Source organism: Kitasatospora sp. NPDC059673 (genome assembly GCF_042734215.1).
In the GTDB taxonomy this organism is placed as follows: Bacteria; Actinomycetota; Actinomycetes; order Streptomycetales; family Streptomycetaceae; genus Kitasatospora.
Window position 1 is genome coordinate 1 of record NZ_JBHWEN010000003.1, and the last position, 23294, is coordinate 23294.

18 protein-coding genes and 1 pseudogene are annotated in these 23294 nt (G+C 73.4%); 10 read left to right on the forward strand and 9 right to left on the reverse strand.

Annotation, left to right across the window (positions count from 1 at the left end; genetic code table 11):
* Positions 1-268: 268 nt before the first annotated feature.
* Positions 269-2758 (reverse strand): helicase-associated domain-containing protein, encoded by a 2490-nt coding sequence (locus tag ACFV18_RS04750; RefSeq protein WP_380479279.1) that lies wholly within the window; start codon positions 2756-2758, stop codon positions 269-271.
* Positions 2759-2913: 155 nt separating this feature from the next.
* On the opposite strand from ACFV18_RS04750, the gene ACFV18_RS04755 reads away from it, so the two are divergent.
* On the forward strand, positions 2914-3804 hold the full coding sequence (locus ACFV18_RS04755) for a hypothetical protein (RefSeq protein WP_380479281.1): 891 nt from the start codon (positions 2914-2916) through the stop codon (positions 3802-3804).
* A gap of 132 nt (positions 3805-3936) precedes the next feature.
* On the opposite strand, the gene ACFV18_RS04760 is transcribed toward ACFV18_RS04755, so the two are convergent.
* A complete protein-coding gene (locus ACFV18_RS04760) occupies positions 3937-4992 on the reverse strand; it encodes an ABC transporter substrate-binding protein (RefSeq protein ID WP_380479283.1) in 1056 nt (351 codons plus the stop codon).
* Positions 4993-5051: 59 nt separating this feature from the next.
* On the opposite strand from ACFV18_RS04760, the gene ACFV18_RS04765 reads away from it, so the two are divergent.
* Positions 5052-5657 carry an HAD family hydrolase gene (locus ACFV18_RS04765; protein ID WP_380479285.1) on the forward strand — a complete coding sequence of 202 codons (606 nt, stop codon included), beginning with the start codon at positions 5052-5054 and terminating at the stop codon, positions 5655-5657.
* A 40-nt stretch (positions 5658-5697) separates the two neighbouring features.
* Here the strand turns inward: ACFV18_RS04765 and ACFV18_RS04770 are convergent, their stop codons facing one another.
* The gene (locus ACFV18_RS04770; RefSeq protein WP_380479287.1) at positions 5698-5952 is read right to left on the reverse strand and encodes a hypothetical protein; all 255 of its coding nucleotides are present in this window, start codon (positions 5950-5952) and stop codon (positions 5698-5700) included.
* Positions 5953-6142: 190 nt separating this feature from the next.
* Here ACFV18_RS04770 and ACFV18_RS04775 point away from each other — a divergent pair, with 190 nt between their 5' ends.
* Positions 6143-7255, forward strand: a complete 1113-nt coding sequence (locus tag ACFV18_RS04775) for an alpha/beta hydrolase (protein WP_380479289.1) — start codon at positions 6143-6145, stop codon at positions 7253-7255.
* A 337-nt stretch (positions 7256-7592) separates the two neighbouring features.
* Entirely contained in the window at positions 7593-7976 is a 384-nt protein-coding gene (locus tag ACFV18_RS04780) for a cold-shock protein (protein WP_380479292.1), read from the forward strand.
* Between the two features lie 16 nt (positions 7977-7992).
* On the opposite strand, the gene ACFV18_RS04785 is transcribed toward ACFV18_RS04780, so the two are convergent.
* From ACFV18_RS04785 to ACFV18_RS04800, 4 genes are all read right to left on the reverse strand, one after another.
* The gene (locus ACFV18_RS04785) at positions 7993-8844 is read right to left on the reverse strand and encodes a 1,4-dihydroxy-6-naphthoate synthase (protein ID WP_380479295.1); all 852 of its coding nucleotides are present in this window, start codon (positions 8842-8844) and stop codon (positions 7993-7995) included.
* A 3-nt stretch (positions 8845-8847) separates the two neighbouring features.
* Entirely contained in the window at positions 8848-9525 is a 678-nt protein-coding gene (locus ACFV18_RS04790; protein WP_380479298.1) for a futalosine hydrolase, read from the reverse strand.
* A gap of 11 nt (positions 9526-9536) precedes the next feature.
* A complete protein-coding gene (locus ACFV18_RS04795; RefSeq protein ID WP_380479300.1) occupies positions 9537-10055 on the reverse strand; it encodes a hypothetical protein in 519 nt (172 codons plus the stop codon).
* Positions 10056-10116: 61 nt separating this feature from the next.
* On the reverse strand, positions 10117-11457 hold the full coding sequence (locus ACFV18_RS04800; protein ID WP_380479856.1) for an MFS transporter: 1341 nt from the start codon (positions 11455-11457) through the stop codon (positions 10117-10119).
* Positions 11458-11953: 496 nt separating this feature from the next.
* On the opposite strand from ACFV18_RS04800, the gene ACFV18_RS04805 reads away from it, so the two are divergent.
* Both ACFV18_RS04805 and ACFV18_RS04810 read left to right on the forward strand, forming a co-directional pair.
* Complete coding sequence (locus ACFV18_RS04805; protein WP_380479302.1) at positions 11954-12835, forward strand: DUF3027 domain-containing protein; 882 nt, start codon at positions 11954-11956, stop codon at positions 12833-12835.
* A 299-nt stretch (positions 12836-13134) separates the two neighbouring features.
* Positions 13135-16422: a sacsin N-terminal ATP-binding-like domain-containing protein gene (locus tag ACFV18_RS04810; RefSeq protein WP_380479305.1), complete on the forward strand. Its 3288-nt coding sequence runs from the start codon at positions 13135-13137 to the stop codon at positions 16420-16422.
* Between the two features lie 19 nt (positions 16423-16441).
* On the opposite strand, the gene ACFV18_RS04815 is transcribed toward ACFV18_RS04810, so the two are convergent.
* Both ACFV18_RS04815 and ACFV18_RS04820 read right to left on the reverse strand, forming a co-directional pair.
* Complete coding sequence (locus ACFV18_RS04815; RefSeq protein ID WP_380479307.1) at positions 16442-18859, reverse strand: HAD-IC family P-type ATPase; 2418 nt, start codon at positions 18857-18859, stop codon at positions 16442-16444.
* Positions 18860-18931: 72 nt separating this feature from the next.
* Complete coding sequence (locus tag ACFV18_RS04820) at positions 18932-19207, reverse strand: DUF2530 domain-containing protein (protein ID WP_380479310.1); 276 nt, start codon at positions 19205-19207, stop codon at positions 18932-18934.
* Between the two features lie 203 nt (positions 19208-19410).
* On the opposite strand from ACFV18_RS04820, the gene ACFV18_RS04825 reads away from it, so the two are divergent.
* The 4 genes and pseudogenes from ACFV18_RS04825 to ACFV18_RS04840 all read left to right on the forward strand — a co-directional run bounded on the left by ACFV18_RS04825 (position 19411) and on the right by ACFV18_RS04840 (position 23193).
* Entirely contained in the window at positions 19411-20871 is a 1461-nt protein-coding gene (locus ACFV18_RS04825; RefSeq protein WP_380479311.1) for an NCS2 family permease, read from the forward strand.
* A gap of 172 nt (positions 20872-21043) precedes the next feature.
* Positions 21044-21586 (forward strand): annotated as a pseudogene (locus tag ACFV18_RS04830) (pirin family protein); the annotation flags it as partial.
* Positions 21587-22106: 520 nt separating this feature from the next.
* Positions 22107-22820 (forward strand): hypothetical protein, encoded by a 714-nt coding sequence (locus ACFV18_RS04835; RefSeq protein WP_380479313.1) that lies wholly within the window; start codon positions 22107-22109, stop codon positions 22818-22820.
* Between the two features lie 97 nt (positions 22821-22917).
* On the forward strand, positions 22918-23193 hold the full coding sequence (locus ACFV18_RS04840) for a hypothetical protein (protein WP_380479315.1): 276 nt from the start codon (positions 22918-22920) through the stop codon (positions 23191-23193).
* Positions 23194-23294 lie beyond the last annotated feature (101 nt).

Here is a 23294-nt window from a genome sequence, read left to right on the forward strand (position 1 = left end):
TGCCGGGCGCGCGACGCCGGATCATCCGCCCCCAGCCCTGGCGGGCCGGGAGGTGCCCCCACCCCCAGCCCTGGCGGGCTGGGAGGTGCCCCCACCCCCAGCCCTGGCGGGCTGGGAGGTGCCCCCACGGACGCACCGCCGAAACATCCAAGTACACCCAGGACGAGGACGTTCCGGCGGCACGCCCAGCCGGGCGCGAAATGGGGGTACCTCCCAGCCCCCAAGGGCTGGGGGAGCCGCGCGCCCGGCAAGATCGGCCGGACAGGGCCTAGTCGTCGACCTCGGCCACGCCGGTGATGCGGTGGAGGGCGAAGGTGCGGACTTCGTCGGTGAGGTGGTCGTAGGCGGTGACGAAGCCGCCCTCGACCTTGACCGGGTCGATGACGCGCTGCGAGGAGAGGCCCTCCGCGTTGATGTAGCCGATCCACATGCGTTCGCCGAGGAGGACCGCGGTCTGCAGGGAGGCGAGGGTATCGGCGGCTGCGGTGCGCGGGACGGCCGCGCTCGCGGGGCCGGCGACGGCGTCCTTGCGGGGGGCGGTCGCGGCGCGGTCGCCGGCCCGGATGGCGCGGACGGCGGCGGTGAGCAGGGTGTCGTCGGGGCGGGCGGGGCCGTCGGGGACGGGGGTGGGGGCGGTGCGTGGCGGGGTGCGGCGGGCGTCGGGGCGGGTGATCACCACGTCGCCCTCGGCGGACTCCGCGGCGGGCGCGTAGCCCATGGTGCGCAGCACGGTGAGCAGGGTGTCCGGCGGGGCCTGCGCGGCGAGCACGGTGGGGGCGAGCAGCCGTAGGCGCAGTTCCGCGGCGCGCCGGTCGGCGAGGACTTCGCCGAGCAGGCGGGGGTCGTCGCAGCGCAGGTAGGAGGACGCGGCGCCGACCCGCAGGATGCCGTGGCGGCGGGCGACGTCGTCGATCAGGTAGGCGAGCGGCTGCGGGACGGGTGTGCGGGAGTGCTGGGCGAGGAGGCCCTGCAGGTCGGCGGCGGTGCGTCCGGCGTCGAGGGCGCGGCGGATGCTGTCGGGGGTGAAGCGGTAGACGGTCGCGCCGCCCTTGGACTCGATGTCGGCGCAGAGCGCGAGTGTCTGGGCGAGCGGGGTGAGCAGCGGGCCCGGGGCGATCGCCGTGAGGTCGGGCTGCAGGATGACGTGGTCGAGGGGTTCGGGCAGCAGCGGGGCGAGGACGCCGGTGGGGTCGGTGCCGGCGAGCAGGGCGCGGGCGGGGGCGGCGAGTGCGCCGCGGCCGGTGATGCCGAGCAGTTCGGCCTCGTGCAGGGTCCAGTCGGTGAGCGTCTCGCGCAGGTCGCGGCCGTCGGGGCCGGTGGGGCCGCCGCGCAGCGGGCGGTGCCAGCGCAGGGCGGGCAGCAGGGCGTCGGCCCCGGCGGCGGTGCCGGGGGGCTGTTCGGCGAGCCGGGTGAGGGTGGCGCGGCGGACGGACGGGGCGAGGGTGCGGTCGAGTTCGGGGCCGAGGGCGGCGCGCGGCCGGCCCTTGCCGTCGGGGGTGCCGGTCAGGCGGCCGACCCGGGTGGCGGCGAGCCAGGTCCGGGCGAGCAGGGTCCAGCGTTCGGCGGTGTCCTGCTGTCGCCACTGGTCGTAGGCGGGGGTCGGCGCCCACACTTCGTCGATCTCGCCGTCGGGGGCCAACAGCCCTGCGGTGTAGGCGAGTTCGAGCCAGAACGCGGCGTCGGACTCGGAGCATTCCAGGAGTGCGGCGGCGCGCTTGAGGTCGCGGACGCCGAGGCCGCCGGCCCGCAGGGTGGGCGGCGGGGTGAGGCCCCAGGCTTCGAGCAGCTCTTCGAGGGTCCGTACGGCGGTGGCGGCCTGTCCGGCGGCGGTGCGGTCGACGAGTGCGGGGTCGCGGGTGACGACGGGGGTGACGGCGGGCGGGGCCGGTTCGACGGCGCGGTGGGTGCGGCCGCCGCGCAGGTGCAGGGCGAGTTCGCGGGGCAGCACCACCGAGGTGGGGCTGGAGGGCAGCAGCAGGCCGCGGGCGAGCAGCCACTCGACGGGGCTGTGCGCGTCGTCGGCGGTGACCTGCCGGGCGGCGTCCGGGACGGTGCCGGTGGGCGGCCCCCAGACCAGGCGTTCCAGCAGGCCGAGGGCGGCGGGCGGGGCCTGGTCGAGCAGCGCGGTCAGGCGCTTGCGGTCGCCGAGCAGGGCGGTGAGCGCGGCGACGGCGGTGACCGGGTCGGGGGTGGGCGGCAGTCCGGCGCCGGCCAGCAGCTGCTGGAGGCGGGCGGGCGACATGCCGACGGTGGCCTCGGCGAGGGTCGGGCCGAGACCGGTGCGGCCCGGGTTGGTGGCGCTCGGGGCGAGTGCCTCGCGGACGGCGAGGACCAGCCGCAGCGCCGAGTCCGGGCCCCAGATCAGGGCCTGTTCGCGCAGCCGGGCGAGTGCGCCGGGGAGCGCGGCGGTGACGGCTGCGCGGTCCACCGGGTCGGCACCGGGGTGCGGCTTGACCCGGGCCGGCCCGGCCAGCAGGTTGCGCACGACGGTCTCGGAAGCGCCCTCGGGGGCGGCGGCCAGCGCCTCGGCGGTCTGCAGGGTGAAGCGGTCGAGCCGCTCCAGCGCGCGCAGCACGGACGCCCGGCTGGAGAGCCGGGCGGACAGCTGGGTGAGGTCGGTCGGCACCGGGTTCAGCAGGTCGGGGCGGGCCCGGAGCAGCGCCGCGACAGCGTCGTCCTCCCGGCCGCGGAGTTCCTCGGCCAGCGTGCGGGGGGCGCTTGCGCGGGTGGTGCGCGGCGCGCTCTGCGGTGCGGTCATCCGGTCCAGCCTAGTCAACGCCCCCGTCCGAGGCCCAGAACGGCGGAAGAACTCCCGGCGAAACCGGGGCGGTCCGGGCCCGGCGGGGCGTCGGCGTCCACTGGACGGGGCTCGCTTCGGGCGGCCGCGGGTGGGTACCGTCTCGATGCGGCGGGATGTACGACGTGAGGGCGGGTGGCGGGGCGATGGCGGGCGGCTCGTGGTGGCGCGAGGGCGGGTCGGCGGACGGCTCGGACGGCGGGGACAGCGTGTACGTTCCCGCGCCGGCGGCCGAGCCGCCGCCGGTGGCGGCCGTCCCGTCGGCGCCGCCGATGCCGGTGACACCTCCGCCGCAGCGCCGCGTCGAGTTCGACAAGCCGGTGCCGCCCCCCGTCGAGTTCGAGCTGCCGGCCGGGCCGTCCCAGGACGAGGTGGACCGGGCCGCGCACTGGGCGGAGGGGCGTGGCCGCGCCGACGTCACCTCGGTGTTCCCCGGCTGGACCGAGGTGTACTTCGACCTGCCGGCGGAGGAGCCGGAGCCGAAGGCCGCGCCGGAGCCGGAGCCGGAGCCGGAGCCGGAGCCCGAACCCGAGCCGCCGGCCCCGGCCGAGCCGCGTCCGGGCCTGGCGGTGCGTGCCCTGCGCTTCCTCCTCGGCAAGCCGCAACCGGTTCCTGCTCCGGAGCCCGCACCCGCCACCGCCCCGGCGGCCGGCGGCGGGGCCCGGCGGCCCGCGCCACTGCTGCTGCTCGGCGCGGCGGTGCTGCTCGGCGGCGCGGTGACGGGTTCGCTGCTGGCGATGCTGCTGGGCTGGGGCCTGGCGTACCTGTCGAGCGGACTCTCCGACCTACTGAAGAAGTTCGCCGTGCTGGGCATCCCGCTGATCACGGTGACCGGTCTGACGATATGGAACTGGGGCCGCGAGAAGGGCCGTTGGGGCACCCCGCTGTCCCCCGGCACCGACGCCGGCCACGCCACCTGGGCCGCCGCCCCGGACGTCCTGCGGGTGGCGGCGGTGCTGACGGCGCTGTTCCTGCTGGCGGTGACGCTGCGCCGGCGCAAGGCGTAGCGCGAGGCGTGCCGTCGAGGGTTGCCGCGGCCGGGCTCCGGGCCCCACTCGGTGGGCCGACCGTCGGGGAGTCCTGCGCGGTGATCCGTCGGCGTCCGGTTCCCCGGCGGTGTGTCGTACCGGCGGGCCGTCTCAGCTGGCGCCGAGCAGGTGGAGGAGTTCGGCGATCAGGAAGTGCGCGCCGGTGTAGCCGATGCCCTGGAACCAGAGCTGGTCGTTGACGGGGAAGGCCCGGTGGGCGCGGACGGCGCCGAGGGACTGCCAGGCGGGGGAGGCGAGGGTGGCGTTGAGGCCGTTGCGGTCGGGGTGGCCGTGGCCGGAGTAGAGCAGGAGGTCGCCGTCGGCGTGGGAGAGCTGGTCGGGGGTGGTTTCGAGGGCGAACTGGTCGGTGTTCTGCGGGTCGGGCCGGGGCAGACCGAGGTCGGTGAGGACGCTGCCGGGGAAGTTCTGCCGGGCGTACAGGTGGACGGTGGGGGAGTCCTCGACGAACCGGACCAGGCTGATGCGCTGCCCGGCGAGGCCGGCGGAGGCGATCGCCCTGGTGGCCTGGTCGAGGTGGCGGGCGTAGGCGCCGACCACGGCGGCGGCCTGTTCGTGGCGGTAGAGGGCGGCGGCGTGCAGCTGGAAGTTCTCCTTCCAGGGCGCGCCGGTGGTCTGGGTGAGCACGGTCGGGGCGAGGCCGCGCAGGGTGTCCAGGTGGGCGGCGTCGCGGGTGCGGTTGGAGAGGATCAGCTGCGGGCGCAGGCGGGCGATGGCCGCCGGGACGGGCGGGCCGCCGATGTCGCCGACCACGGTGATCCGGGCCAGCCAGGAGGCCGGCCAGTAGTCGGGCAGGCCGGAGTCGAGCGGGGACTTGGCGGCGCCGACGGGCGGGATGCCGAGGGTGATCGCGGAGTCCAGTTCGGCGGTGTCCAGGGCGATCACCCGGGTCGCCCCGCCGGGGACGGTGACTGCCCCGTCCGCGCCGTTGACGGTGACGCTCGGCGTCGGGCTGGGCGTCGGGCTGGGCGTGGGCGAGGGCGGCGCCGAGCCGTCGGCGGTCTGCGGCGGCGGCCCGGCGGGCGCCGGATGCGGGCCGCAGCCGGTGAGCAGGGCGGCGCCGAGCCCGGCGAGGGCGGCGCGGCGGGAGAACGGGGGCGGCACCAGGGACCTCCGGCGGCACGGGTCGGACTTCAGCGGTATGTCCATATTGTGGCTGCTCGTCCGGCTTTTCCGGGGGGAAATCGTGGCTGGTTAGGCTGGATCGCATGGCTCTGACCGTCGGCTTCGACCTCGACATGACACTCCTCGACACCCGCCCGGGCATCAAGGACACCTACGACGTGCTCTCCGCCGAGACCGGCACCTTCATCGACTCCGGGCTGGCGGTGAGCCGGCTGGGGCCGCCGCTGGCGCAGGAGCTGGCGCACTGGTTCCCGCCGGAGCAGCTGGACGCGATGGTGGACCGCTACCGGGAGCTGTACGTGGAGCACGCGGTGCCCGGCTCGCTGGAGCTGCCCGGCGCGCTGGCGGCGGTCACGGCGGTGCGGGCGGTCGGCGGCCGGGTGCTGGTGATCACCGGCAAGTGGGAGCCGAACGCGCGCCGGCACCTGGACGGCATCGGGCTGGAGGTGGACGTGCTGCTCGGCGATCTGTGGGCGGAGGGCAAGGGCGAGGCGCTGCGCGCGCACGGCGCGAACGTCTACGTCGGCGATCACCTGGGCGACATCCGGGGTGCCCGGGCCGCCGAGGCCGTCGCGGTGGGCGTGGCCACCGGCCCGTACAGCGCCGCCGAACTGGCCGCGGCGGGCGCGGACGTGGTGCTGCGCGACCTCACCGAGTTCCCCGACTGGCTGTCCGCACACCTGGCCTGACGGCGGGTCACCGGGCGGCCGCGGCCTCCCGGGCGGCGGGTCAGCGTGCGGCCGCGGCCTCCCGGGCGGCGCGCCGCCGGCGGGACTCGGCGCGGGCGGTGGCGAACAGTCCGACCAGCGTCACCAGCAGCCCGAGCGGCATCAGCATGGACAGCCCCCAGGCGATGGACGGCAGGCGCGGCAGGTCGAGGACGTACGGCACGAAGGTCGCGATGACGGCGAGCGTGCCGAGGATGAACACCACTCCGCCGACGCGGACCAGGGTGTCACCGGCATCGCGGGACTGACGGGCCACTTCTGCACTCCTTCGTGCGGTCTTTGTGCCAGTTTCCCACGTACGCCCCCCGCCGATCGGCGGGGGCGCGGCGGTTCGCGCTCCACCTGAACGCTCAGGGTTCCCAGGAAACTCTCAGGCATCCTGATCCTTCGGGGGAAAACGGCGGGGAGTGAGGTCGCGCGGGGATATGGGTCTGACCAGTCACAAAGTGCTTGCGCTGTCGGCACTTTTCTCCGCGCTGATGGTCGCGGGCACCGTCTGGCTGTGGCCCCGGCTGGCCAGGCAGAGCTGGAAGGCGGTGCTGGGCCGGCTGGCCACCATCCTCGGCACTCAGCTTGCCGTGATGTGCACGCTGGGCCTGGTGGCCAACAACTACTTCGCCTTCTACAGCAGCTGGGCCGACCTGCTGGGCACCAACGACGAAGGTCCGGTGACCATCCAGAACCAGCTGCTCGGCCGCACCAAGGGTGTGGAGAAGATCAGCTCGGAGAACGTCCGCGACACCGGCGCGCTGGGCCGCGACCCGGCGCAGGTCGGCCGGCTGGAGAAGGTCCGGCTGCCCGGCGCGGCCACCGGCCTGTCCACCGAGGGCTATGTGTACCTGCCGCCGCAGTACTTCCAGCCCGCCTTCCAGGACAAGCACTTCCCGGCGGCGATCGCCATCACCGGCTTCCCCGGCGACGCCAAGAACCTGATCACCAAGCTGAACTACCCGGCGGTGCAGCTGAAGCTCAGCACCGAGGGCAAGGCCAAGCCGACGGTCCTGGTGCTGATGCGCCCGTCCCCGGCGATGCCCCGCGACACCGAGTGCGAGGACGTGCCGGGCGGCCCGCAGTCCGACCGCTACTTCAGCGCCGACGTGCCGGCCGCGCTGCGTTCCTCGTACCGGATCGCGGAGGGCCCGGGCAGCCTGGGCGTGATCGGCAACTCCACCGGTGGGTACTGCGCGCTGAAGCTGGCGATGCGGCACCCGGACGTGTTCTCCGCGGCGGTGTCGCTGTCCGGCTACTACAAGGCGGCCGAGGACCCGACCACCGGCGACCTGTTCGGTGGCGACCAGCAGCGCCGCGAGGAGGCCGACCTGAACTGGCGCCTGGCACACCTGCCGGCGCCGGGCACCGCGCTGCTGGTCGGCGGCAGCCGCGAGGGTGACGGCGACTACTTCTCCGAGACGGAGCGGTTCCGGGCCGCCGCCAAGGGCACCGCGACCACCGTCAACGCGATCACCCTGGACACCGGCGGGCACAACTTCAACACCTGGTCGCGGATGCTCCCGGCCTCGCTCGGCTGGCTCGGCGGGCACCTGACCGACCCCGTCTGACCGGCCCGGCGTCACAGCGCGCAACTCGGTGCGCGCAAAGAGTTTCGACCCTCGTCGGGGCCGGGTATGCAGCCATCGCGCGGGCGGACCAGCGGCTGGTCCATCGGGACAGGTCCCGGATGCCCGCCCGGAGCCGATGGGGGGTGTGGACCGATGGAGGGCGCGACAGGCGCGAGGCACGGCCGCACCCCGGTCCGGAATCCCGTCGCCGCTGAGGCGCACGCTGAGGGATCATTGCCGCACTGAGCGGCCCCGGCGGCCCGTTCCGGCAGCCGAGCCGTACATCCATCCGCGACCCGACGAGGTCGCTCGCACCCGACACCGAGGACTTTTCGAGATGCCCACCGGCCAGGTCAAGTGGTTCAACGAGACGAAGGGCTACGGCTTCCTGTCGCGCGACGACGGCGGCGAGGTCTTCGTCCACACCAAGGCGCTGCCCGCGGGCGTCACCACCCTGAGGCCGGGGCAGCGCGTCGAGTTCGGCATCGCCGCGGGCCACCGCGGCGACCAGGCGATGAGTGTGACGCTGCTGGACGCGCTGCCGTCGGTGGCCGTGAACCAGCGCAAGAGCGCCGACGACATGGCCCCGATCGTGCAGGATCTGATCACCAAGCTGGACAGCGTGCTGCCGGGCCTCCAGCGCGGCCGCTACCCGAGCAAGCCGGAGGGGCAGAAGATCGCCATGGTGCTGCGCGCGATCGCCGACCAGTTCGACGTCTGAGCGGCCGCACTCCCCGTCAGGGGAAGGCCAGCGCGCCCGGGTCGACGGCGGGGACGAGTCCCTGTTCGGCGGCCCGGGTGAGCAGGCCGCGCACTGCCGCGTAGCCGTCCTCGCCGAGGTCGGCGGTGAACTCGTTGACGTACAGCCCGATGTGCTGCTCGGCGACGGCCGGGTCCATCTCCTGGGCGTGCGCCAGCACGTACTCCCGGGAGGCCGCCGGGTCCGCCCAGGCCTGCCGCACCGAGGAGCGCACGGTGGCGGCGAGTTCGCGCAGCCGCTCCGCGCCCAGCGAGCGCCGGGCCACGATCGCGCCCAACGGGATCGGCAGCCCGGTCGCCGCCTCCCAGGCCTCACCCATGTCGGCCAGGCAGTGCAGCCCGTACTGCTGGTACGTGAACCGGGCCTCGTGGATCACCAGGCCGGCGTCCACCCGGCCGTCCCGTACGGCCGGCATGATCTCGTGGAACGGCAGCACCACGATCTCGCCGAACCCGCCCGGCACCGCCTCGGCCGCCCACAGCCGGAACAGCAGGTACGCGGTCGAACGCTCGCTCGGCACCGCCACCCGCTTCCCGGCCAGCCCGGCCGCGTCGATGGGCCCGGCGGTCAGCACCAGCGGTCCGCAGCCCCGGCCGAGCGCCCCGCCGCACGGCAGCAGCGCGTACTCGTCCAGCACCCACGGCAGTTGGCCGTAGGAGATCTTCAGGACGTCCAGTTCGCCGCGCTCGGCCAGCCCGTTGGTGATGTCGATGTCCGCGAACCGCACCTCGGGCGCGTCCGCGCCCGCGACCCGGCCGTGCGCCCAGGCGTGGAAGACGAAAGTGTCGTTCGGGCAGGGCGAGTAGGCGACACTCAGCCGCTCGGCCATCGATCAGACCTCCTGGAGCAGACGGGACACCGGCAGCGCCGCGAAGGCCCGCTCCAGGGCAGCCAGCGCCTCACCGATCCGCCACGCCGCACGGTCGCGCGGCCCGACGGTGTTGGACACGGCCCGCAGCTCCCCCGCCGCGAGCCCGAAACGGGCGGCCGCCTCGGCCACCCCGAACCCCTCCATGGCCTCGGCCAGCGCCCGCGGGTGACGTGCCCTCAGCTGCTCGGCGCGCGAGGCCGAACCCGTCACCGTGGAGACCGTCAGCACCTCGCCGACCGCCCCGCCGGTGGCCGCCGCGAGCAGCTCCACCACGCCGCCCGGAACCGCGTGCCGCACCGTGCCGAAGCCCAGCTCGGTGACGTCGGCGAAGCCCTCCGGGGTCTCGGCGCCCAGGTCGGCCGCCACCAGGGCGTCCGCCACCACCAGCGACCCGATCGGCGCGGCGGGCGCGAAACCGCCCGCGATGCCCGCCGACAGCACCAGCCGGAACCGGCCGCGGGCCAGCGCCACCGCCGTACCGGCCGCCGCGGCGGCCGGGCCGACACCCGCCGCCAGCACCTCGACCGGCGCGCCCTCGCCCAGCCCCCGGCGGACCGCCTCGGCCTCCGCGGGCACGGCAACGACGACGAGCAGTCCGGCGGCGGGGCCGGACTGCTCGTCGTCGCGCTCAGCGGTCATCGACCGGTAAGTCAGCTCTTCTGGTTGTTCAGGTTGAAGAACCACACCGCGTAGTACTCGTTGGTGTCCTTGTCGACCGCGGCGACCGTCACCATGGTCACGTCGTCACTGGTCATCAGACCGGAGGCCGACACCGAACCCGAGTAGGTCAGGCCGGTGGCGCCGGTGATGATCGGCGTCCGGTTCTGGCCCGAGCCGGTGAACGCGTACCAGCCCTTGTCCGCCAGGTCCTTCGGCACACCGACGCCGACCCGGTCGCTCGCACGCACGTCCAGGTTGGTGAGCTTCTTCTGCTCGGAGTCCTTCGAGGCCTGCTGGGCGCACTTGGCGAGCTCGGAGTCGGAGATCGCCTTGCCGCCGTTGAAGCAGGTCGGTTCCGCCTGGACCGACGAGGTGCCGACGACCAGCGTGGCCTCGTTCTTGGGCGGCTTGCCGTTGTCCACGGCCTGGAAGACGCCGAAACCGACGAGGCCGGCACCGACGACGGTGGCGGCTGCAAGTCCGGCGGTGACGCTGGTGCTGAGGCTCATGCGCAAGAGGCTACTCGCCTTCGGTGATCACATGACAGCGGGGTGGCCGAGTCGCGCGAGGTTACGCCACGCGCGGACGCGCCGCCGACCGGCGCGGCCCGATCCGCAGCAGCGACCGGAACGTCCACACCAGCGTCAGCGCCGTCACCCCCGCCGCCAGCGACAGCCCCAGCACCGCGTTCAACGGCAGCGAGATGCCCACCACGCCGCCCACCACCCAGCTCAGTTGAAGCGCCGTCTCCGAGCGGGCGAACGCCGAGGTGCGCACCGCCTCCGGCACGTCCCGCTGGATCAGCGCGTCCAGCGCCAGCTTCGCCAGCGACGCCGCCATGCCCGCCGTCGCCGCCACCACCGCCACCGTCACGATGCCGTACCAGAGCGCCGCCGCGCCCGCCGCCAGCGTCGCCAGCAGCAGCATCACCGTCACCGTCAGCTCGGAGCCGCGGGTGCGCAGCCACGAACCCAGCACCGACCCCAGCGCGTTGCCCAGGCCCGCCGCCGCCGCGACAATGCCCAGCGCCACCGTCTCCGGCAGCCCGCCCGGCGGGTTCTTGCGGATCAGGAACGCCAGGAACATCACCAGGAACCCGACCAGCCAGCGCAGCCCCGCCACCCCGCGCAACGCCATGATCACCGACGGCCCGACCGCCCGCAGCACCCCCTTCGGGCGCGGCTCGGACGGCTCCGCGAGCAGCTCCGCCCGCTGCTCGCCCTTCGCCGAGTCCACCTGGTGCGGCAGATGAAAGGCCATCAGGGTGCCGATCACGAACACCACGAACGCCCCGCGCAGCGGCCAGTCCGGCCCGATCAGGTGCAGCAGCCCGCCCACCCCGCCCGCCACCAGCGTCGCCACCAGGCCCGCCAGCGTGACCCGCGAGTTCGCCTTCACCAACGACAACTGGGCCGGCAGCAGCCGCGGCACCACCACGCTGCGCACCACCCCGTACGCCTTCGACGCCACCAGCACACCCAGCGCCGCCGGATACAGGGCCAGCCCGCCGCCGGGCACCAGACCCGCCATCACCCAGGCCAGCACCGCCCGGGCCAGCATCGCCATCGCCATCGCGGAACGCCGGCCGTTCGGCAGCCGGTCCAGCAGCGGCCCGATCACCGGGGCCAGCACCGCGAACGGCGCCATCGTGATCACCAGGTAGAGCGCCACCCGGCCGCGGGCCTCACCGGTCGGCACCGAGAAGAAGATGGTCGACGCCAGCGCCACCGTGATCAGCATGTCGCCGAACGAATTCAGCGCGTGCAGCTCGATCAGCTTCGCCAGGCCCGACTCGCCCGCGCCCTCCGCGGACGTCGCCCGCCGGATCCGCCGCCCCGTGCCCTGCACCACCCGCCCCGTGCGCACCCCCGCCGCCGACGCGCCCCGCGCCCACACGCCGCGCGGCTTCACCGTCGGCGGCTCCGGCCCGTCCTGATGGGCGGTCGGGCGCGGCTCGTCCGCCTCCGGCTCGCCGGGGGCTACGGGATGCTGCCGCGGCGCGTTCGACGGCTCCGGCCGGTTCTCGTCCTGCCCGGGGCGCAGTCCGTGCTGCGGCGGGTTCTCCTCCGCCACAAGCCCATCCTGCCCGACAAACACACGCCGTACGAGTGATTGCCCGCGGCACGGCGCGCCCGCGGCCACGGCCCCGGACTGTGCTCCACCGCCGACCGGCGGGTAGCCTGCACTACGCGCCTGCCCGGCCTGCGCAGGGGGTGGCCGACCGGGGCGGCGCGGCCCGGCCACGGAGCGGTCCCCGGTCGAGCAGAATGGATCGGTCCCGCGTCAGCGGGGGTTGCTCTGGCGACGTGGCAGCGGCAACCGGCGCGAGCCCGCCCATGCGGGGGCCGTCTCGGGACAGACCGCAGGATGACAGGACTGGGAGAGAACCGACGCCGTGAGTGCTGCGATGCGAAGCCGTACCCCTGACCGGCTCTGTGCCGAGGCCGTCGATCTCGCCCGCCAGGCAGCCGTGGAGAGCGTCGGACAGTCCGTCGTCGGCTCCCACCTGAAGGCCAACGCGGACGCCGAGCGCCTGGTCACCCACACCTTCGAGTGCCTCGACCCCGCCTACCGGGGCTGGCACTGGGCGGTGACCGTGGCCCGCGCCCCGCGCGCCAAGAACGTCACCCTCGACGAGATCGCCCTGCTGCCCGGCCCCGACGCCGTCCTCGCCCCCCAGTGGGTGCCGTGGAGCGAGCGCCTGCTGCCCGGCGACCTCGGCCCCGGCGACCTGCTGCCCACCGGCGCGGACGACCTGCGCCTCGAACCCGGCTGGACCGGCGAGGACGAGCCCGCCCCCAACTCGGCGCTGGTCGAAGCCGCCGAGGAAGACCTGGTGATCACCGAGGCCGGGATCCAGCCGCCGCCGGCCCGCGCCGAGATCGGTGCCGTGGCCGACGAGCTGGGCCTGGGCCGCCCCCGCGTGCTCTCCCGGATGGGCCTGCACCAGGCCGCCGAACGCTGGGAGACCGCGTTCGGGCCGCAGACACCGATGGCGCAGTCCGCGCCGGCCTCCTGCAGCACCTGCGGCTTCCTGATCCCGATCGGGGGCTCGCTCGGGCAGGCCTTCGGGGTCTGCGGCAACGAGTTCAGCCCCGCCGACGGGCAGGTCGTCTCGCTCGCGTACGGCTGCGGGGCGCACTCCGAGGCCGCGGTGCTGCCGGCTCCGCCGGTGCCCTCCGAGCTGATCCTCGACGAGACGGTGGTCGAACCGCTGCACATCCACCCGGACCGCGACTCGGGCTCCGTCGAGCCGGACGCTCCCGCGGAGGAGCTCGGGCACTCGTAGGGGCTGGGCGCGAAAGCGGGCGGGCGCGAGACCGGGGGCGCGTGGAACTGCGCGCAGCGGAAGGCACCCCACCGCAAGATCGCGACGCAGGGCAATGACCTGCACTTGATCGCGACCTTGCGGACGTGGTGTGCGCTTGTCGCGCAGTTCTCCCCCAGCCCTGGCGGGCCGGGAGGTACCCCCACGCGCCCCCGGTGGTGCTCTCCCCGGTTTCGCACCCTCGCACCCGTCGGGCCCTGTCGGGAAGCACTGGCAGAATGCCGACTCGTACGCAGACCACGCGAAGGGCGGCTCGGCACGTGGAGTCTCGGATCATCGGCAGTGCGGCGTCCCCCGAGGGGCCGGATGTGTTCGACACGGCTCGGCTGCGGCACACCGTGCTGGCTGCGTGGACGGCCGCGCCGGCCAGATTCCGGGAGGACGCGAATGCCGAGGAGGAGCTCGCGCTCGGTGGGTACCGGGACCGGCTGATCGTCGAGCTCGCGCAGAACGCCGCCGATGCGGCGGCCCGTGCGGGTGCCGCGGGGCGCCTTCGGCTGACCTTGCGGGACGGGGTGCTGGCGGCGGCCAATACGGGTGCGCCGTTGGATGCCGCGGCGGTGGAGTCGCTGTCGACGTTGCGGGCGTCCGCGAAGCGCGGGGACGAGCAGCCGGTGGTGGGCCGTTTCGGGGTGGGTTTCGCCGCGGTGCTGGCCGTCAGTGACGAGCCGGCGGTGCTGAGCCACCCCGGTGGGGTGCGGTGGTCGCTCGGCGAGGCTCGGGCGCTGGTCGAGGAACGGCCGGAGCTGGCCGAGGAGTTGACGCGCCGGGAGGGGCATGTGCCGCTGTTGCGGCTACCGTTCCCGGCACAGGGGCAGGCCCCGGAGGGCTATGACACCGTGGTGGTGCTGCCGCTGCGGGACAGTGCCGCCGAGGACCTGACGGGTCGGCTGCTGGCGGCGATCGACGACGCGTTGCTGCTGACGCTGCCAGGTCTGGCCGAGGTGGTGGTGGAGACCGCCGAGGGCGTGCGCACGCTGACCCGTAGCGAGCGGGCGCCGCGGCCGGAGCAGTTGCCGACCGTCACCGTCACCGACGGGGAGCGCAGCACCGGCTGGCAGATCGTCAGCGCGTCCGGCACGGCGTCGGCGGAGTTGCTGGCCGATCGCACCACCGAGGAGCGGGCCCGGCCGCAGTGGACGCTGACCTGGGCCGTGCCGGTGGACGGGGAGGGCCGGCCGCAGCGGCCGGGTACTGCCGCCGTGGTGCACGCCCCGACGCCGAGTGACGAGCCGCTCGGGGTGCCCGCGCTGCTGATCGCCTCGTTCCCGCTGGACCCGACCCGTCGGCACGTCGCGCCCGGCCCGCTGACCGACTTCCTGGTCGAGCGCGCCGCCGAGGCCTATGCCGAGCTGCTGCGCGCCCGTGGTGCCGACGCGCACTCGCTGGACCTGGTGCCGTCCCCGCTCGGCGGGAGTGCGCTCGACAACGCGCTGCGCACCGCGATCCTGGACCGCCTGCCCGGCACGCCGTTCCTGCCGCACCCGCGCGGCACCGAGGAGGGCACCCCCGCGCTGCGCCCGCGTGACGCGCTGGTGCTGGAGGGTGCCGACCACTCGGTGGTGGAGGCGCTCGCCCCGATCTTCCCCGGCCTGCTGCCGGCCGGTCTGGAGCGCCGTACCGAGCTGCGCACGCTGCGGGTGCGCCGGGTCCCGCTGGCCGAGGTGGTCGACCAGCTGGGCGGCCTGGAGCGCGACCCCGCGTGGTGGCGGGGCCTGTACGCGGCACTGGCCGGGGCCGACCCGGAGGCGCTCGGCGCGCTGCCCGTCCCGCTGGCCGACGGCCGCACGGTGACGGGCCCGCGCCGGGTGCTGCTGCCGTCCGACGCCGCCGACTGGACCGGCTTCGAGGGCTACCCCGAGTCGCTGGCCGAGGCCCTGGACCTGCTCGACCTGCGCCTCGCGCACCCCGAGGCCGCGCACCCGCTGCTGGCCAAGCTCGGCGCCGCCACCGCCACCCCCGCCGGCCTGCTGGAGACCCCCGAACTGCGTGCCGCGGTTGCTCGTTCGCTGGAACTCGGCGAGGACGACTACGACGCCGCGGTGGACCTCGCGGACGCCGTCCTGGCGGTGGTGAAGGCCGCCGCGCCGGCCCCGGGCGAGTACCCGTGGCTGGCCCGGCTGGCGCTGCCCGACGACGAGGGCGAACTCGCCCGCGCGGGCGAACTGCTGCTTCCCGAAAGCCCGTTGGCGCACCTGGCGGGCGAGGACGAGGCCGCGTTCGTGGACGAGGACCTGCTGGAGCGCTGGGGCCCGGAGGTGCTGGCCGCGGCCGGGGTGCTCACCGCGTTCACCCTGGTGCGCGCCGAGGACGTCGTGCTCGACCCCGACGACCTGGAGCGCCTCGACCCCACCGCCCCCGCCGACCGCGCGGCCGGCGGCGCCCCCACCGGCCTGATCGACGAGGCGCCCGACGGCCTCGCCGACTGGTGCGAGGACGCCCTGGAGGCCCTGCATGCCGACGACGCCGGGGAGTTGGGCGTCCCGCCGGTGGCCGCCGAACTGCTCGCCGTCCGCGACCTCGACCTGGTCGCCGACGACGCCTGGCCCGAGGCGCTCGCGCTGCTCGCCCAACCGCCGTACCGGGACGCCGTGGTGACGCCGGTGCGCACCCTGCTGCCCGACGGCACCTACACCGACCTGCCGCCGTACACCGCCTGGTGGCTGCGCGACCACCCCGTGCTGGACGGCCGGGAGCCCGCCGGCCTGCGCGCGGCCGGCGCCGACCCGCTGCTGCGCGGTCTGTACGACGAGGCCCGGACGACTCTGGACCCGCAGTTCCTGCACGCGCTCGGGGTGCGCACCACGCTGGCCGCGCTGCTCGCCGAACCGCACGGCCCCGAGGAGCTGATCGACCGCCTCACCGACCCGCTGTCCGAGGTCACCCACCGCCAACTGCACGGCATCTACAGCGCGTTGGCCGCGCTCCCGGCCGAGCGGGTGGAGGCCCTGGACGTGGTGCGGGCGCTGGCCCCGCTGGACGACGGCACCGGACGCCGGGACGATCGCACGGTGATCGTCGACGCCACCGCCGCGGTCGTCGCCGACGCCCCCGACCTGGTCGAGCTGCTGCACGACCACCCGGTGCTGCCGGTCCACCCTGCGCTCGCCCCCGCCCTGGCGGAGCGGCTGCACGTCTCGCTGGCCAGCGAGGTGGCCGGCGGCCGGGTGCTCTCCGAGGGCACCCTGCACCGGACTCCCGCCGTGGTCCGCGAGCTGCTCCCCGGCTGCCCCGCCGTGTACGAGGAGCACGAGGAACTGCTGGTCGTCGGCCCCGACGGCGAGGACGCCCGGGTGGACTGGCGCTGGGACCCGGCCGCCACCGCGCCCGAACTGCCCTACGACCCCGAGGACATGGACGAGGCCGACGAGGCCGACGAGTTCGAGGTCCCGCCGGTGCCCGGCCTGCTGCACGCCTCGACCCCCGAGGGCCTGGCCGCCGGCCTCGCCTGGTCCGTCCAGCAGTGGCACCGCCGGTTCGAGATCCTCGCCGCGCTCACCGAACCCGACCGGGCCTACGAGCTGCTGGCGGCGCGCGACTACGAGTGACGCCGAGCGGGAGGGAGGCCTACGCCGGGTGGGCCTCCTTCCGTTCCACGAACACCCGCGAGGTGATCTCCAGCAGGCACCCGGCGACGCCCGCGATCGCCACGCCGATCAGCGGGTCGCGCCAGCCGACCAGCTGGAGCTGGAAGAAGTCGGACAGCCACGGCACCACCAGCACCAGCGCGAACGCGCCGGACATGGCGCCGATCAGCAGCAGCCGCCACCAGGTGTACGGCCGGGCGACGATCGCCAGCACCCAGATCGCGGAGATGAACAGCGTCAGGGTGGCGACCGAGGTGTCCGCCTTCAGCTCCGTGGCGTGGTCGGCGCGGGCCAGCGCGTAGGCGACGAAGGTGGCGGTGCCGCAGATCAGGCCGCCCGGGACCGCGAGGCGCAGCACCCGCCGCACGAAGCCGGTCCGGGCCCGCTCGTTGTTCGGCGCCAGAGCCAGGAAGAACGCCGGGATGCCGATGGTCAGCGAGGACAGCACCGTCGAGTGGCGGGGCAGGAACGGGTACGGGACCTGGGTGAACACCACCAGCAGGGCCAGCAGCACCGAGTAGACGGTCTTCACCAGGAACAGCCCGGCCACCCGCTCGATGTTGCCGATCACCCGGCGGCCCTCGGCGACCACCGACGGCAGGGTGGCGAACCGGTCGTCCAGCAGCACGATCTGTGCGACCGCCCGGGTGGCGTCCGAGCCGGTGCCCATCGCCACGCCGATGTCCGCGTCCTTCAGCGCCAGCACGTCGTTCACGCCGTCGCCGGTCATCGCCACCGTGTGGCCCTTCGACTGCAGGGCGCCGACCAGCGCCCGCTTCTGCTGCGGGGTGACCCGGCCGAACACCGCGGTGCGATCGGCGACCTCGGCCAGCTGCTCGGGGTCGGTGGGCAGCTTGCGGGCGTCGGTCGCGGTCTCCGCGCCGGGCAGGCCCAGGTGGGCGGCGACCGCGCCGACCGACACCGCGCTGTCGCCGGAGATCACCTTCGCCCGGACGTCCTGCGAGCGGAAGTAGCGCAGCGTGTCGGCGGCGTCCTCGCGCACCCGCTGCTGGAGCACCAACAGGGCGAGCGGTTCCAGCTGCGCCGCCGGGTCGGGGTCGTCCAGCGGCAGCGGGCTGCGGCCCAGCAGCAGCACCCGCAGGCCCTTCGCGCCGAGCTCGTCGACCTCGGCCAGCGCCGGGTGTCCGGCCGGCAGCAGGACGTCGGGGGCGCCCAGCAGCCAGCTGCCCTCGCCGCCGCCCGGCTCCAGCAGCTGCACGCCGCTCCACTTGCGGGCCGAGGAGAACGGGATCGCCTCCAGCACCCGCCAGCGGCCCTCCTCCGGCGGCCCGTACGCCTCGATGACGGCCTGCATGCTCGGGTTCGGCCGGGTGTCGGCCGCGCCGATCGCGCCGAGTGCCTCGGCGAGGCGGGCCTTGTCCGCGGCACCGATCGGGCGCAGGTCGATCAGGTCCATGCCGCCCTCGGTGAGGGTGCCGGTCTTGTCCAGGCAGACCGTGTCGACCCGGGCCAGGCCCTCGATCGCGGGCAGCTCCTGCACCAGGCACTGCTTGCGGCCCAGCCGGATCACGCCGATCGCGAAGGCCACCGAGGTCAGCAGCACCAGGCCCTCCGGGACCATCGGCACGATGCCGGCCACCATCCGCCGGACGGCCTCCTGCCAGTCGTGGCGCTGCACCGCGAGCTGGCTGACGATCAGGCCCAGCGCGGTCGGGATCAGCAGGTACGTGATGATCCGCAGGATCTGGTCGATGCCGGTGCGCAGCTCCGACTTGACCAGCGTGAACTTGCTGGCCTCCTCGGCGAGCTTGGCGGCGTACGCCTCCCGGCCGACCTTGGTCGCGGTGAACGCGCCCGCGCCGGCCACCACGAACGAGCCCGACATCACGTGGTCGCCCGGGTGCTTGTGCACCGGGTCCGGCTCGCCGGTCAGCAGCGACTCGTCGATCTCCAGGCCGTCCGCCTCGGTGACCGTGCCGTCCACCACGACCTTGTCGCCGATGCCGAGCAGCACGGTGTCGTCCAGCACGATCTCGCCGGTGGCGACCTGGACGGCCGCGCCGTCGCGCCGCACCTGCGGGCGGGCCTCGCCGATCAGCGCCAGGCTGTCCAGGGTCTTCTTGGCGCGCAGCTCCTGCACGATGCCGATCGCCGTGTTGGCGACGATGACCAGGCCGAACAGGCCGTCCTGGATCGGGCCGACCACCAGGATGATGCCGAACATCACGCCGATGATCGCGTTGAACCGGGTGAACACATTGGCCCGGACGATCTCCCGCACCGAGCGGCTGGAGCGCGCCGGCACGTCGTTGACCTGCCCGCGGGCGATCCGCTCCGCGACCTCGGCCGTCGTCAGGCCGGATTGGTACGACCCGCCCGCGCCGGAGGGGTGCGCGCCGGGGCTCGCAGGGGCGGTGCCTTCCGCTGGGTGCGTCATGGCACCGACTCTAGGTGGGTGATTTGGGCGGGGCGCCCTGCCTCGGCCGTTTCGTGCCGGACGAGTGGAGCGTCACACCTTCTGGTCGGAGTTCTCCGCCGACTCGGCGGCGCGGGCGCGGCGGATCGCGTCCCGGCGGGCCCGGCAGTACTTCAGGCCGATCAGACCGAGCAGGCCGCCGGACAGGCAGATCCACGGCCAGCTGCCGTGGCCGTGGTCGGACAGCCAGCCCTGGAACGGCAGTAGCGCCACGAAACCGACGAACCACAGCACCGTGCCGGTGCCGACGATGGCGACGTCGTTCGCCTCTAGCGGCGGGGGAGCGGAGCGCAGCGCGGTCTTGGGCATGCGCCTAGCCTACGGGGCGGGCCCGGTCGGGTGGCGCGGGTCCGGCGGGCCGTCCGGTGGGGCGGGGCGTGGCCGGTCTTTCGTATTCGATCGATGCTGGCCGTAAGGGCCTCGCTCTACGCGCGAAGATGGCGCGTCCACGACGGGGATCGCCATACTTGACACTCCCCCCACCCTTGCCTCACCCGATCGAGGACGCCCGAATGTCTCAGGCCCAGTCGACCACCGCGTCGCCCGAGCCCACCCAGCACGCGCCGCAGCCCTCGTCGGGCGCGCTGGACCGTTTCTTCAGAATCTCCGAGCGCGGCTCCACGCTGCCCCGTGAGATCCGCGGTGGTGTCGCCACGTTCTTCACCATGGCGTACATCCTGGTACTCAACCCGATCATCCTGGCCTCGGCCACGGACATGAACGGCACCCACCTCAACAGCGCCCAGCTGGTCACCGCGACCGCGCTCACCGCCGGTCTGACCACCCTGCTGATGGGCGTCATCGGCAACGTCCCGATCGGTCTCGCCGCGGGCCTGGGTGTCAACACCATCGTGGCGCTCCAGCTCGCCCCCAAGATGACCTGGCCGGACGCCATGGGCATGGTGGTGCTGGCCGGTGTCGCGATCATGCTGCTGGTCGCCACCGGTCTGCGTGAGCGCGTCATGAACGCCGTCCCGCTCGGGCTGCGCAAGGCCATCGCCATCGGTATCGGCCTGTTCATCGCCCTGGTCGGCCTGGTCGACTCCGGCTTCGTCTCCCGCATCCCGGACGTCGCCCACACCACCGTCCCGCTGCAGCTCGGCGTGGGCGGCCACCTGCACGGCTGGCCGGTCCTGATCTTCATCGCCGGCCTGCTGCTCACCATGGCGCTGGTCGTGCGCAAGGTGCCCGGCGCGATCCTGATCTCGATCGCCGTGATGACCGCCGTCGCCGTGATCGTCCAGCAGTTCGCGAACCTGGCCCCCGAGCACTGGGGCCTCACCGTCCCGGCCTGGCCCGGCAACCCCGTCGCCACCCCCGACTTCGGCCTGGTCGGCCAGGTCAGCCTGTTCGGCGGCTTCTCCAAGGTCGGTGTGCTGACCGGCATCCTGTTCGTCTTCACCGTGCTGATGAGCTGCTTCTTCGACGCGATGGGCACCATCCTCGGCGTCGCCGACGAGGCCCACCTGCTCGACGAGAAGGGCGACCTGCCCGGCATCAACAAGGTGCTGATGATCGACGGCATCGCCACCGCGGCCGGCGGCGCGACCTCCTCCTCCGCGAACACCTGCTTCGTCGAGTCCACCGCCGGCGTCGGCGAGGGCGCCCGCACCGGCTTCGCCTCCGTCGTCACCGGCGCGCTCTTCATGGTCGCCCTCTTCCTCACCCCCCTGGCGACCATGGTCCCGGCCCAGGCCGCCACCCCCGCGCTGGTCACCGTCGGTTTCCTGATCCTGGCGAACTCCATCAAGGAGATCGACTGGAGCGACTACACCATCGCCATGCCGGCCTTCCTCACCATCGTGATGATGCCGTTCACCTACTCAATCACTAACGGCTTGGGTATTGGGTTCATCACCTTCTGCATCCTGCGCGTCGTCGCAGGTCGCGGGCGCGAGGTGCAGCCTGCGCTGTACGCCGTGGCTGGTGTCTTCGCCTTCTACTACCTGATGCCCGCGTTCGGTCTGCTCTGACCGCGCTGAACGGCCAGCGGTGGCCCTGCACTCTTCGGAGCGCAGGGCCACCTTCGTTGTGGGCGGGTCCGGCATAGTTGCCGCACAATCGGGGAAGCCAGCGCCGGTCATGTGAGGGACCGGAGTTGAATCCCGCGAGGAAGGGCTCAGGCCGGCCCGCTGAGGCGACGCCTTCGAAGGCGAGGGCTTCCCCGTCCGCCGCGCCTTCGCGAAGATCAACACCAAGTTCCTCGGCCCGTTCATCATGATGGACCAGATGGACGAGGTGGATTATGCGGCTGGCGAGCCGAAAGAGACGCCTTGGCATCCGCACCGCGGCTTCGAGACCGTCACGCACATCATTGACGGCACCTTCGTCCACCGTGACTCGCACGGCGGCGGCACCATCACGGACGGCGACACCCAGTGGATGACGGCTGGCTCCGGCCTGCTGCACCTCGAGACCCCGCCGGAGTCCCTGGTGCTGTCCGGCGGCCTGTTCCACGGCCTCCAGCTGTGGGTGAACGTGCCGGCCTCGGGCAAGATGATCGCCCCCAAGTGCCAGGACATCCGCAGCGGCAGCGGCAGCGTCAAGCTCCTCGCCTCCGAGGACGGCGGCGCGCTGATCCGCGTCATCGCCGGCGAGCTGGACGGCTACCAGGGCCCCGGCGCCACCCACACCCCGATCACGATGATCCACGTCTCGCTCACCCCGGGCGCCCAGCACACCCTGCCGCAGACGGGGACGCAGATGTCGATGCCCTCGTGTAGGTAGCGGTGGCCGGGAGGCGTCGACATCGCAGGCCAGACGATGCATCAAGCCTCGATCCCGTGACCTACACACCACCAACACCGCTTGGCGGAACGGGCCGAGCGTGGGGGAGCGCTTCGGGGTGCCGATCCGGCAGCAGTGGGCGGCAACAGTCGACGGTGTGGTGCGGGACGGCCAGCGCGACAATGCAGGCGCCCCACGTAAAGGTTCCGGTTTTCACAGATACGATCTCGACGTTCCTCTCCTACCAGGGAATTCGAGCCTGTCCGCTACCAGGACCCGCAATTCCGGTCTACGCCGATCGAGCAGTGATCATTTCGCCGAACATCCTCAGTAGCTCAAGTTTCGCTCAAATGTTCTGTCCGAGTTTGCTGCTGATGAAATGCTTGGCCGCAGTTGACAGAGCACCAGCAACTGGGTTTTGCGAACAGTTCGAGGGGTTGTTCGCCGCCCTGTTGCTGGCCGGACAAACGAGGTGGAAAGTATGCGAAAGCTCTTAACGCTCGCGTCGTCGATCCTGCTTCTGGCGGGGGCGGCCACCGGTGCGGCACAGGCCGCACCCCCGAAGCCCGCGTCCTACGTCATGGCGCAGTCCGACGCCCGCGCTGAGGTGTCGGGGATGACGGTCGCTCAAGCCACAGAGCTCCAGGCGCAGATCGACGACCAGCTCCGGAAGTCTCCGGGAGGCACTCAGATCAGTGCTACCGAGATCTCCTGGAATGGTGGAAACGTCGTCATGGAGTTTCCAGTTCCCGGACAGAAGCAGGCGTCCTTGACGAGTGCGAAGGCCCTTGGGCCCAACGCCGCGCGGCGGCCGGCGGCGGCCGGAGAGGTCGATCTGGTGGCGAGTGGAACCTGCTACGACACAGGCACGTGCCAGTACCAGAAGTGCCCCTACGGGTGGACCGATCAGTGGTACTGCCTGTACCAGGACAGCGACTGGGGTGGTCGGCGACTGCAGTGGAAGGACCACTACCCCTACGAGCAGACGCTGGACACCTGGAACTTCAGCTATCAGGCCTCTGGCTGGGTCAACACCAGCTTGAAGACGGTGGTGGAGGTCTGGGGTCCTGGCGGCCAGCGGCTGTGGTTCGAGCCTGCCCGTGACAACTTCTTCTCGGACCCCACCCACAACTCCTTCGTCGGATGGGATGCTAACGACAAGGCCACCTCGTTCACGTCCTACGGTGACGCCTAACGGTAGCTGAGTAGACAGATTGGTTGGTACGCCGCAGGGCCCAGGACTTCCCTGCGGCGTACTGTCGCCCTCGGGCGTACGAGAGAAAGGCGGCGAAGTGATTGTCGTCGGCTTCGCGTTCATGCAACTGCTGACCTTGGTCGCGGTCGTCTCCGCGCCCGTACGGCACCCCATCGGGCCCCGGGCCCGATTTGTCATGCGGTGGGGCTACGCGGTGTCCGGGGTCGGCGCTGCCGGGTTCCTGATGGGACTCGCGCTGTTCCGGGTCGGAGCGCAGCTGGTCCTCTGGTCGTCGCTGTCGTTCTTTTGGATGGGGACCATGATCCTCATCTTCAGCAAGTGGTGGGCCGTTGCGGACAGGCGAATGCCGTAACCGCCTGCGCATAGCGAGGGGTGAAGCGCCCCGGCCCGGTCGGGTCTTTCGGATGGAGCTCGGGAGTGGTATCCAGCTCCCGAGCCCATGAACATGCGGAA

Coding starts and splice junctions, on each gene's coding strand:
- ACFV18_RS04760 (WP_380479283.1), bottom strand. CDS start 4,992: ATGGACATACCGCTGAAGTCCGACCCGTGCCGCCGGAGGTCCCTGGTG.
- ACFV18_RS04765 (WP_380479285.1), top strand. CDS start 5,052: ATGGCTCTGACCGTCGGCTTCGACCTCGACATGACACTCCTCGACACC.
- ACFV18_RS04755 (WP_380479281.1), top strand. CDS start 2,914: ATGTACGACGTGAGGGCGGGTGGCGGGGCGATGGCGGGCGGCTCGTGG.
- ACFV18_RS04780 (WP_380479292.1), top strand. CDS start 7,593: ATGCCCACCGGCCAGGTCAAGTGGTTCAACGAGACGAAGGGCTACGGC.
- ACFV18_RS04825 (WP_380479311.1), top strand. CDS start 19,411: ATGTCTCAGGCCCAGTCGACCACCGCGTCGCCCGAGCCCACCCAGCAC.
- ACFV18_RS04795 (WP_380479300.1), bottom strand. CDS start 10,055: ATGAGCCTCAGCACCAGCGTCACCGCCGGACTTGCAGCCGCCACCGTC.
- ACFV18_RS04835 (WP_380479313.1), top strand. CDS start 22,107: ATGCGAAAGCTCTTAACGCTCGCGTCGTCGATCCTGCTTCTGGCGGGG.
- ACFV18_RS04820 (WP_380479310.1), bottom strand. CDS start 19,207: ATGCCCAAGACCGCGCTGCGCTCCGCTCCCCCGCCGCTAGAGGCGAAC.
- ACFV18_RS04785 (WP_380479295.1), bottom strand. CDS start 8,844: ATGGCCGAGCGGCTGAGTGTCGCCTACTCGCCCTGCCCGAACGACACT.
- ACFV18_RS04815 (WP_380479307.1), bottom strand. CDS start 18,859: ATGACGCACCCAGCGGAAGGCACCGCCCCTGCGAGCCCCGGCGCGCAC.
- ACFV18_RS04790 (WP_380479298.1), bottom strand. CDS start 9,525: ATGACCGCTGAGCGCGACGACGAGCAGTCCGGCCCCGCCGCCGGACTG.
- ACFV18_RS04805 (WP_380479302.1), top strand. CDS start 11,954: ATGCGAAGCCGTACCCCTGACCGGCTCTGTGCCGAGGCCGTCGATCTC.
- ACFV18_RS04750 (WP_380479279.1), bottom strand. CDS start 2,758: ATGACCGCACCGCAGAGCGCGCCGCGCACCACCCGCGCAAGCGCCCCC.